Genomic DNA, 9,711 nt, shown 5'->3' with positions numbered 1-9,711 from the left:
TTTTCACTGACCATTCCGCTGCTCAACCTCATCGCCCCGATCATCGCGACCGCGGCGATGGTGCATCTTTATAAAAAGCGGGTTGGCAGCCTGCCCCGAAAGCGCGAAGTGATGGTCACATGAAAAACGCCGCACTTCTTGCCGCGCTGTTTGCGCTCGGCGTCTCGGCTTGCGCGCCGTCGCAGCAGGTGACGCTGACCACGGGGAAACCGGCGCGAAGTGAAGCGGGAACCGCCGCCGCCTCGAGCGTCGCGTCGCTTCCTCCCTCGACCGAGGCCCGTTCTGCTGCGACCGTATCCAAAGCCGTGCCTCGCGTATTTCTCGCGCCCGAGGTGCTGATCGGACGGAGCGAGGGTGAAATCAGAAAAGCGTTCGGCAAGCCGGCGCTGATGCGCAAAGAAAGCCCCGCCGATGTCTGGCAGTATCTTTCCGAGGACTGCGCGCTTCACCTGTACTTCTATCCGGAAGGCAAGACGGCGAAAGTCGTGCGACATGTCGCAATCAACGGCCGAAATCTCGACACCCTCTCCGATCTTGATCGCACACAATGCTTCAATGACTATCTGCGCAGCGTCGGCGCGGAAATGGCGTTCGCCGCTGCCGGCTCGTGATCAGAGCACCGTTTTTCCCTTGAATTCGCAAAGATCGACAACGAGACAGCGATAACATTCGGGCTTTCGCGCCTTGCAGACATACCGTCCGTGCAGGATCAGCCAGTGATGGGCGTGGCGGAGATATTCCTTCGGGATTCTCTTTTCGAGCTTTTTTTCGACCTCCAGCGGCGTCTTTCCAGGGGCAAGGCCGGTCCGGTTGCTGACACGAAAAAGATGCGTATCGACGGCAATGGTCGGCTGGCCGAAGGCGATATTGAGGACGACATTCGCGGTCTTGCGCCCGACGCCCGCCAGCTTTTCCAACTCTTCGCGCGTCTCTGGCACCTCGCTCTGATGATCGCGGATCAGGGCCTCGCACAGCCTGATCACATTTTTCGCTTTGGTTTTGTAAAGGCCGATTGTTTTGATATAGTCGCGCACACGCTCCTCGCCGAGGGCGAGCATTTTTTCGGGCGTGTCGGCGACGGCGAAGAGTGGGCCCGTCGCCTTGTTGACGCCAACATCGGTCGCCTGCGCCGAGAGAACCACGGCGACGAGCAGCGTGAAGGGGTTGACATAGTCGAGTTCCCCCTTCGGTTCAGGATCATGTTCATGGAGACGGCGAAAAAATTCGCGGATATCGGCTTTTTTCATTCTATCCTATTGGCAGAGGCATTTGACGCGCAATACTCAGTATGAAAGGGGTAACATGTCGACGATGAAAGGACAAATGGAACCGGGGAGCGCTGTGCCGCAGCGCACGGGTTCATTTTTTCTGTCGCTGCATCCCAACAACAGCCTGTCCCGTTCGGGCTTTATCGTTCTGATGAGCCTGCTTGCCGGGTTCAGCTTCTTCTATGGAGTTTATTTCTGGTCGCTCGGGGCGTGGCCGATATTCGGCTTCTTCGGTCTCGACGTTCTGCTGGTCTATATCGCCTTTCGCCTCAGTTTTCGCGCGGTTCGCCGCTTCGAGACCATTGAGATTGCCGATGATCAGGTCGTTATCACGCGCGTCGCCCCGGATGGCGCGCGCAAGGTCGAAACATTCAACGCCTACTGGGCGCGGGCAATGATTTCGGGCGGCCGGCTGGAGCTCATCAACCGCGGCCAGATCTTCGAGATCGGCAACTTCCTCGGGCAGGAGGAGAAACAGGAGGTCGGCGAGATACTGGCCCGCGCGCTCAGTCTCTACCGGAGCGGGGAGCGATATCAGTCGCCGAGCCCGAGCACGTCCATCATATCATAGGTGCCGGCAGGCTTATCCTTCGCCCAGAGGGCCGCGCGCACGGCACCCCGCGCGAAAATGGAGCGATCGCCCGCCTTGTGGGTAAGCTCGATCCGCTCATTCTCCGCCGCAAAGATCACCGTATGGTCGCCGACGACATTGCCGCCGCGCAGCACCGCATAGCCGATATCGCCGCGCCTTCGCGCCCCCGTTATCCCGTCGCGGCCCCGATCGGCAACCGCATCGTGATCGACCCCGCGCCCGGCCGCCGCCGATTTGCCAAGCAGCAACGCCGTGCCGGAGGGCGCATCGACCTTGTGATGGTGATGCATTTCAAGGATTTCGATATCAAATTCGTCGTCCAGGATAGCCGCAACCTTGCGGGTGAGCTGCGCGAGAAGATTGACGCCAAGGCTCATGTTCGCGCCCTGGACGATGACGGCGCGCGCACCGCATGCGGACACTTCCGCCTGCTGCTCGTTGGTAAGACCCGTGGTGCCGATGACAAGGATCCGGCCGTGCCGGGCGGCGAGTTTCGCATGGGCGACGGTCGCTTCAGGCGCCGTGAAGTCGATAACGGCATCGGCACTTTTAAAGAGCGCCTCGGCATCATCCCCGATAGAGACGCCGCCTGGTTCAAGGTTGGCGAGCGCGTGGATATCCTTGCCGACGAAATCGGAGCCTGAAGGCTCGGTGCCGCCGCATACGATACAGCCTGACGTTTCGCTGATCTGCTTCACCAGCATCCGGCCCATCCGGCCCGCTGCGCCGACAATCCCAATCTTTAAATCGCCCATGATCCCATCCTCATTTCTTGCGCTTTCGGATGTAGCACAAAGGACCTCGGGTTGCGAGACGGGAATTATCCCGGCGCTCAGTCTTTCAGATCGGCGAGAAAGTCTTTCACGCGGGCGAAGAAGCCGTCCGACTCGGGGCTGTGATCGCCCTTGCCCTCGGCCTCGAATTCCTTCAGCAGCTCTTTCTGGCGGCGCGTCAGCTTGACCGGCGTCTCGACGATCGTGTGGATATACATATCGCCAAAGCCGGCCGAGTTCAGCCCCGGCATGCCCTTGCCGCGCAGGCGGAATTTGCGTCCCGACTGCGTACCGGCCGTGATCGTTACCTTGGCGCGTGCGCCGTCAAGCGTCGGCACTTCAATATCGCCGCCGAGTGCGGCCGTGGTCATCGGGATTGGCACGCGGCAATGGATGTCATGGCCGTCGCGCTGGAAAATGCGATGTTCGGCGATGCTGAGGAAAATATAGAGATCGCCGTTCGGCCCGCCCCGCATGCCGGCTTCCCCCTCGCCCGAGAGGCGGATCCGGTTGCCATCATCGACACCGGCCGGGATATTGACGGAAAGGGTCTTTTCCCGCCGGACGCGACCTTCGCCGCGGCAGGATTTGCAGGGGTTCTTGATAACCTGGCCCTGGCCCTGGCAGGTCGGGCAGGTGCGTTCGATGGTGAAGAAGCCCTGCTGCGCGCGGATTTTCCCGGCGCCGTGGCAACTTGCGCAGGTTTCCGGCTCCGAGCCCGCTTCCGCGCCACTGCCGTTACAGCCTTCGCAAGGCGCGGTCGATGGAATTTTGATCTCCATCTTCTTGCCGCGATAGGCATCTTCGAGCGAAATTTCGAGATTATAGCGCAAATCCGCGCCGCGCGGAGCCCGGGCGCGGCCGGCGCCGCCGCTCATGAAATCGCCAAAAAGATCTTCGAAAATATCGCTGAAACCGCCCGCGCCGCTAAATCCGCGGGGTCCGCCGCCGCCATTTTCGAAAGCGGAATGGCCATACTGGTCATAGGCGCTGCGTTTCTGCGGATCCTTGAGGATCTCATATGCTTCGTTGACTTCCTTGAAAGCGGCTTCCGCTTCCGGATTGTCCGGGTTGCGGTCGGGGTGGTACTGCATCGCCTTCTTCCGGTAAGCGCTTTTCAGCGCCGCGGCATCGACGGTCCGGTCCACTTCCAGAATTTCATAGTAGTCGCGTTTTGCCATCGTCACTATCACTTAACGGATGCCGCCCCGACCCGGCATTCCGGTGTCGAGGCGGTGTATGAACAGGACGGAGTTTATCGGGAAATCCCTTTAAAATCCTTACTTGCCTTTCTTGTCATCATCGACTTCTTCGAAGTCGGCGTCGACGACATCATCATCCGTTGACGTGCTCTCGGACGCGCCGCCGGTCTCGCCTGCCGATGCCTCGGTCTGCGACTGGGCGTAGAGGGCTTCACCAAGCTTCATGGACGCGGCCTGAAGCGCTTCCATTTTCGCCTTGATCGTCTCGGTCTCGCCGTCCTCTTTCACTTCCTTGAGTTCGGCAAGAGCGGTTTCGATCGGCGCCTTCACGTCGCTGCCGACTTTGTCGCCAGCCTCGGCAAGGGTCTTTTCGGTTGCATGGATCAGGCTGTCCGCCTGGTTCTGCACTTCAACCTTTTCTTTCCGCGCCTTATCCTCGGCGGCATGCTCCTCGGCGTCCTTCACCATCTTCTCGATGTCGGCTTCGCTGAGCCCGCTTGAGGCCTGGATCTGGATCTTCTGCTCGCGGCCCGTGCCCTTGTCTTTTGCGGACACATTGACAATACCGTTCGCGTCGATATCAAAGGTCACCTCGATCTGCGGGATGCCGCGCGGCGCCGGCGGAATTTCCGTCAGGTCGAAATTGCCGAGCAGCTTGTTGTCCGCGGCCATTTCGCGTTCACCCTGGAAGACGCGGATGGTGACGGCCTGCTGGTTGTCCTCGGCGGTCGAGAAGACCTGGCTCTTCTTCGTCGGGATCGTCGTGTTGCGGTCGATCAGACGGGTAAAGACACCGCCAAGCGTTTCAATACCGAGCGACAGCGGGGTGACGTCGAGCAGCAGAACGTCCTTGACGTCCCCTTGCAGAACGCCGGCCTGAATTGCGGCGCCGATGGCGACAACCTCGTCCGGGTTGACACCCTTATGCGGCTCGCGGCCAAAGAAGGTTTTAACTTCCTCGATGACTTTCGGCATACGGCTCATACCGCCGACGAGAATAACCTCGTCGATCTCGCCTTTCTGCAATCCGGCGTCTTTCAGAGCCTTCTCGCAGGGAACGAGGGTGCGCTTGATGAGATCTTCAACGAGATGCTCGAACTGGGCGCGGGTCAGCTTGAGCTGCATATGTTTCGGGCCCGAGGCGTCCGCCGTGATAAACGGCAGGTTGATTTCCGTCGACTGCGTGGAGGACAGCTCGATCTTGGCCTTTTCTGCGGCTTCGCGCAGGCGCTGCAGCGCCATCTTGTCGTTGCGCAGATCAATGCCCTGCTCTTTCTTGAATTCGTCGGCAAGGTAATCGACGAGTTTCAGATCGAAGTCTTCACCGCCGAGGAAGGTATCGCCGTTGGTGGAGCGCACTTCGAAGACACCGTCGCCGATTTCAAGAATGGACACGTCGAACGTACCGCCGCCAAGGTCGTAGACCGCGACGGTCTGGTTGGATTTGTCCATACCATAGGCAAGGGCGGCTGCCGTCGGCTCGTTGATAATGCGCAGCACTTCGAGACCCGCGATCTTGCCGGCGTCCTTCGTTGCCTGACGCTGGGCGTCGTTAAAATAGGCCGGGACCGTAATAACTGCCTGCGTCACGGTTTCGCCGAGATAGCTTTCGGCGGTTTCTTTCATTTTCTGGAGGATAAAGGCCGAGATCTGGCTCGGCGAATATTTCTCGCCGCGCGATTGCACCCAGGCGTCGCCGTTATCCGCTTTGATGATTTCGTAAGGGACCATCTCCCGGTCTTTTTGCGTCATCTTGTCATCGAAACGCCGTCCGATCAGGCGTTTGATTGCGAAGAATGTGTTCTGCGGGTTCGTAACCGCCTGACGCTTTGCCGACTGGCCGACAAGCCGCTCGCCGTCTTCTGTGAAGGCGACCATCGACGGGGTTGTCCGTGTTCCTTCCGAGTTCTCAATGACCTTTGCATTCTTGCCGTCCATTACGGCGATGCAGGAGTTGGTCGTTCCCAAGTCGATTCCGATTACTTTAGCCATCATATCCTCTTTATGTATTGGCAGATCAGCGTGGCCACGTCAGGCACCACGGTGAACCCCGGGCTTCGAGTTTCAAATATGTTGCCGTGTATATAAGTTCGAAATATTTGCAGTGCAAGGGCATGAGTGCCGAGGCAAAGAGAGATTATTCTCATAGTAGCGCCGGGTTCATGAGAGCGAAGATGCATTCACCTCGCCCTGAATGATGCGTGCGAAAAGCAGGGCAGGCATGTTCTGTTCCCGCTTTACGTGCCTATATTGCTCTGCTACGAGAATTGGACTGTATATTTTGTCGGGAAGGGGATGCGCGTGTCTGCCGAGCCACCAAATGCGGGTAAGCGGCCCGTCACGGCGCGGTTTGCGTCGAATGAAGCGCGCGGCCTTCTGAACGGCATCGGCGCCTTTCTGATCTGGGGCGGCGTGCCCATTTATTTCAAGCTGCTCGAACATGTTCCGCCGATCGAGATCATTGCGCACCGCGCCGTCTGGGCGCTGCTGTTCGTGCTCGCGATTGTTTTCGTCACGAAACGCCAGGAACAGCTCGCGGAAATACTGCGCGATCCGCAAAAGCTCGCCATATTCGGCGTCTCCACCTTTCTGATTGCGGCGAACTGGACAATCTATGTCTGGGCCGTCAATAACGGACGCATCCTGGAGACCAGCCTCGGCTATTACATCAATCCGCTGGTGAATGTCCTGCTCGGCATGATATTTTTCAAGGAGCGGCTGAATCGCTGGCAGGGCGTGGCGATCTTCTTCGCGGTCGTTGCCGTTGCTATCCTTACCCTTGAGCTTGGCGTCCTGCCCTGGGTATCGCTCTGCATCGCATTCTCATTCGGATTTTACGGGCTGTTTCGCAAGAAAGTGGCCGTGGACAGCACCGTCGGGCTCACGGTCGAGACCATTCTGATGTTCCCGTTTGCACTCTCATATCTGATGTATCTGACGTTTGCGGATACTCCGGCATCCGCCGCCGGGGCGCCGGCCGGGTTCATTCATGATGGCGGAACACTGCTGCTCCTCCTCGGCACGGGGATTGTGACGGCGGTGCCGCTCATCCTTTTTGCGACCGCGGCGCAGCGCCTCACGCTCATCACCGTTGGGCTTTTGCAGTATCTCGCGCCCTCGCTCTCCGCCCTGATCGCCGTCTTCGTCTATCACGAGCCGTTCGGCGAGACGCGCCTTATCGCCTTCGCCCTGATCTGGATCGGCCTCGTTATCTATAGTTTCGACGGATTCCGGCGACGGAGAGGAGCGGCCGCCGTCTGATTGTCAGGACGACGGCGCGGAATATTCAGGCCTAGACCTTTTCGTCGATGCGCGTTTCCGGCTGCTTCTGGCCGCCGCGGGAAACACCGACCATCGCCGGGCGCAAAAGCCGGTCGGCAATCGTAAAGCCGGTCTGCACAACCTGCAGGACGGTGCCCGGCGCCACGGACGGATCCTCGATCTCGAACATCGCCTGATGCAGGTTGGGATCGAATTTCTCGCCCTTTGGATCGACTTTCCGGATCTGGTATTTTTCCATCGTGTTGAGCAGTTCCGCTTCGGTGAGCTCGACGCCGGTCAGGATGCTCATCACCTCGTCGCTGGCGCGCGCGGTCTCGGGAACGGCCTCGATGGCGCGGCGGAGGTTGTCGGCGACGCTGAGAACGTCGCGGGCGAATTTGGAAACGGCGTAGGTGTGCGCATCCTGCTTTTCCCGCTCGGCGCGGCGGCGCATATTCTCAACCTCTGCCATCGCGCGCAGCAGCTTGTCCTTCAGATCAGCGATTTCGGCATCCTTTTCCGCGATGATGTCCGTCTGCTGGTCAGCGCTCTCTGCTGCCGCCGGCTCGGGGGTGTCCGGGGTGACATCTGCTGTCGGATTGGCCAGATTTTCATTTTCCGCCGCTGTATTAACAGGCGGTTCTTTCGGATCACTCATTCTGTCTGTTTCCTGTTCTCAACCTTAGTCCAGCAATTTACCGATAACTTTCGCGGTGTAATCCACCATCGGTACAATTCGGGCATAATTCAGCCGGGTCGGGCCAATGACGCCAATGGCGCCGATAACCTGTTCCTGACTGTTCTGATAGGGAGAGATAATCATTGACGTGCCGGAAAGCGAGAAAAGATTATTCTCCGAGCCGATAAATATTTTAACGCCGCGGCCTTTCTCAGTCAGTTCCAGTAATTTGAGTCGTTCTTTCTTGAGTTCAAGGGTGTCGAAGAGTTCGCGAATTTTCTCAAGATCTTCGAGTGCCTGAACGTTCTGCAGCAGATTGGCGTGGCCGCGCACGATCAGCGTCTCGCTGCCGCCCCAGCTCGCGATATCATGGGCGATCAGGTCCTGTGTCAGCTTGTCGATCTGCGCCTGGTGGTTGTCGAGCTCATACTGAATTTCCTGCCGCGCCGTCTGCAGCGTGCGGCCGGAAAGTTTGGCGGTGAGATAGTTGGACGCCTCGCGCAGGGCCGAATCGCTGAGCTCGGGCGGCAGTTCAATGGCCCGGTTCTCCACCATCCCGTTCGCCGAAACGATAATCACGAGTGCCCGGTCGATGCCGAGGCGGACGAATTCGATCTGTTTGATCGCCGTGTCGGTTTTCGGCGCAATGACGAGAGAGGCGCAGTTCGAGAGCCCCGACAGCATGGTCGAGGCTTCGGTCAGCATTTCCTCCATCGTCCGGCCTTCGACGGCGCAGCGCGCCTTGATGTCGAGACGCTCCTGCTCGGTCAGATTGCCAAGCTCCAAAATCCCGTCAACAAAGAGCCGCAGGCCCTGTTGCGTCGGGATCCGTCCGGCCGACGTGTGCGGCGAATAAAGCAGCCCAAGATCGGCAAGGTCAGCCATGACATTTCGGATAGAAGCGGCCGAAAGATCAAGCTCGCTCATCTTCGAGAGCGTACGGGAGCCCACCGGCTCCCCGGTCTGCATGAAGGTTTCGACAATATGGCGAAAAACCGTGCGGCTGCGCTCATTTAGCTCCAGTATTGTCATTTCGTCTCCGGATGCTGCTGAGAGTCTTCATTCGGCCTTGAATGTAGTGACGCGGAACGCTTGCGTCAATCAGACGCAACCGCTACAAAAGGCGCCACATTTCATTCAGACAAAGGAAACTCCATGCGCCCTTCCGGCCGAGCCCCTGACGAGCTCAGAAAAGTCATTCTGGAGCCCGGATATGCAAAACACGCCGAAGGCTCCTGCCTCGTCAAATTCGGCGATACGCACGTGCTCTGCACCGCGAGTGTCGAGGATCGCGTGCCCCCCTTCCTGCGCAATACCGGAAAGGGCTGGGTGACGGCGGAATACGGCATGCTGCCGCGCTCGACCGGCTCGCGCATGGCGCGCGAAGCGGCGCGCGGCAAGCAGCAGGGCCGCACCGTGGAGATCCAGCGCCTCATCGGCCGCTCCTTGCGCGCGCTTGTGAATTTCGATGGCTTCGGCGAGCGTCAGATCACGGTCGATTGCGACGTTATCCAGGCCGATGGCGGCACCCGCACCGCCTCGATCACCGGCGCATATGTCGCGCTTTACCAGGCGTTCGCGAAAATGGCGGACGCAGGGAAGATCCTTGAAATCCCGATGAAGGGACAGGTCGCTGCGGTCTCCTGCGGCATTTATCAGGGCACGGCGGTGCTCGATCTCGACTATCCCGAGGACAGCAACGCGCAGGCCGACGCCAATTTCGTCCTCACCTCGGACGGGCGGATTATCGAAATTCAGGGAACGGCGGAAGAGCATCCTTTCTCGGAAGGGGAGTTTGCCAATCTGTTCGGTCTTGCAAAAAAGGGCGTTCAGGAACTCTGCGCCCTGCAGCGCGAGGCGCTCGGCCTGTGAGCGGGCACCGCGCCTTTACCGGTGGTCGGCTGGTGGTGGCGAGCCACAATCCCGGCAAGCTCAG

Annotated in this window: 10 protein-coding genes; 4 read left to right on the top strand and 6 right to left on the bottom strand. The window is 59.2% G+C overall.

Annotation, left to right across the window (positions count from 1 at the left end; translation table 11 throughout):
• Positions 1-119: 119 nt before the first annotated feature.
• On the top strand, positions 120-611 hold the full coding sequence (locus V7Z56_RS15380; protein WP_334130449.1) for a hypothetical protein: 492 nt from the start codon (positions 120-122) through the stop codon (positions 609-611).
• Here the strand turns inward: V7Z56_RS15380 and nth are convergent, their stop codons facing one another.
• Entirely contained in the window at positions 612-1,247 is a 636-nt protein-coding gene (nth, locus tag V7Z56_RS15375) for an endonuclease III (RefSeq protein ID WP_334130447.1), read from the bottom strand.
• Between the two features lie 76 nt (positions 1,248-1,323).
• Here nth and V7Z56_RS15370 point away from each other — a divergent pair, with 76 nt between their 5' ends.
• The gene (locus tag V7Z56_RS15370) at positions 1,324-1,839 is read left to right on the top strand and encodes a DUF2244 domain-containing protein (protein ID WP_334130446.1); all 516 of its coding nucleotides are present in this window, start codon (positions 1,324-1,326) and stop codon (positions 1,837-1,839) included.
• Here the strand turns inward: V7Z56_RS15370 and dapB are convergent.
• The 3 genes from dapB to dnaK form a co-directional block, all read right to left on the bottom strand.
• Positions 1,803-2,615 (bottom strand): 4-hydroxy-tetrahydrodipicolinate reductase, encoded by an 813-nt coding sequence (gene dapB, locus V7Z56_RS15365; protein ID WP_334130445.1) that lies wholly within the window; start codon positions 2,613-2,615, stop codon positions 1,803-1,805. The two genes, V7Z56_RS15370 and dapB, sit on opposite strands and share 37 nt — an antisense overlap.
• A gap of 77 nt (positions 2,616-2,692) precedes the next feature.
• A complete protein-coding gene (gene dnaJ, locus V7Z56_RS15360) occupies positions 2,693-3,814 on the bottom strand; it encodes a molecular chaperone DnaJ (RefSeq protein ID WP_334130444.1) in 1,122 nt (373 codons plus the stop codon).
• 99 nt (positions 3,815-3,913) lie between these two features.
• Complete coding sequence (dnaK, locus tag V7Z56_RS15355; protein ID WP_334130443.1) at positions 3,914-5,827, bottom strand: molecular chaperone DnaK; 1,914 nt, start codon at positions 5,825-5,827, stop codon at positions 3,914-3,916.
• 309 nt (positions 5,828-6,136) lie between these two features.
• Between dnaK and rarD the strand changes: the two genes are divergently transcribed.
• On the top strand, positions 6,137-7,096 hold the full coding sequence (gene rarD / locus V7Z56_RS15350) for an EamA family transporter RarD (protein ID WP_334130442.1): 960 nt from the start codon (positions 6,137-6,139) through the stop codon (positions 7,094-7,096).
• 31 nt (positions 7,097-7,127) lie between these two features.
• On the opposite strand, the gene grpE is transcribed toward rarD, so the two are convergent.
• Both grpE and hrcA read right to left on the bottom strand, forming a co-directional pair.
• Positions 7,128-7,754, bottom strand: a complete 627-nt coding sequence (gene grpE / locus V7Z56_RS15345) for a nucleotide exchange factor GrpE (RefSeq protein WP_334130441.1) — start codon at positions 7,752-7,754, stop codon at positions 7,128-7,130.
• A 24-nt stretch (positions 7,755-7,778) separates the two neighbouring features.
• A complete protein-coding gene (gene hrcA / locus V7Z56_RS15340) occupies positions 7,779-8,807 on the bottom strand; it encodes a heat-inducible transcriptional repressor HrcA (protein WP_334130440.1) in 1,029 nt (342 codons plus the stop codon).
• 123 nt (positions 8,808-8,930) lie between these two features.
• Here hrcA and rph point away from each other — a divergent pair, with 123 nt between their 5' ends.
• The gene (gene rph / locus V7Z56_RS15335) at positions 8,931-9,647 is read left to right on the top strand and encodes a ribonuclease PH (protein WP_334130439.1); all 717 of its coding nucleotides are present in this window, start codon (positions 8,931-8,933) and stop codon (positions 9,645-9,647) included.
• The last annotated feature ends 64 nt before the right edge of the window (positions 9,648-9,711 follow it).

The sequence above is a fragment of the Sneathiella sp. genome (assembly GCF_036844445.1).
Lineage (GTDB): Bacteria > Pseudomonadota > Alphaproteobacteria > Sneathiellales > Sneathiellaceae > Sneathiella.
Note: the sequence above shows the minus strand (reverse complement) of the source record. Positions and strands in the feature narration are given on the sequence as shown.

Excerpts from the sequence above, each read along its gene's own strand:
- V7Z56_RS15380 (WP_334130449.1), top strand. The coding sequence starts at position 120 with ATGAAAAACGCCGCACTTCTTGCCGCGCTGTTTGCGCTCGGCGTCTCG.
- nth (WP_334130447.1), bottom strand. The coding sequence starts at position 1,247 with ATGAAAAAAGCCGATATCCGCGAATTTTTTCGCCGTCTCCATGAACAT.
- V7Z56_RS15370 (WP_334130446.1), top strand. The coding sequence starts at position 1,324 with ATGGAACCGGGGAGCGCTGTGCCGCAGCGCACGGGTTCATTTTTTCTG.
- dapB (WP_334130445.1), bottom strand. The coding sequence starts at position 2,615 with ATGGGCGATTTAAAGATTGGGATTGTCGGCGCAGCGGGCCGGATGGGC.
- dnaJ (WP_334130444.1), bottom strand. The coding sequence starts at position 3,814 with ATGGCAAAACGCGACTACTATGAAATTCTGGAAGTGGACCGGACCGTC.
- dnaK (WP_334130443.1), bottom strand. The coding sequence starts at position 5,827 with ATGGCTAAAGTAATCGGAATCGACTTGGGAACGACCAACTCCTGCATC.
- grpE (WP_334130441.1), bottom strand. The coding sequence starts at position 7,754 with ATGAGTGATCCGAAAGAACCGCCTGTTAATACAGCGGCGGAAAATGAA.
- hrcA (WP_334130440.1), bottom strand. The coding sequence starts at position 8,807 with ATGACAATACTGGAGCTAAATGAGCGCAGCCGCACGGTTTTTCGCCAT.
- rph (WP_334130439.1), top strand. The coding sequence starts at position 8,931 with ATGCGCCCTTCCGGCCGAGCCCCTGACGAGCTCAGAAAAGTCATTCTG.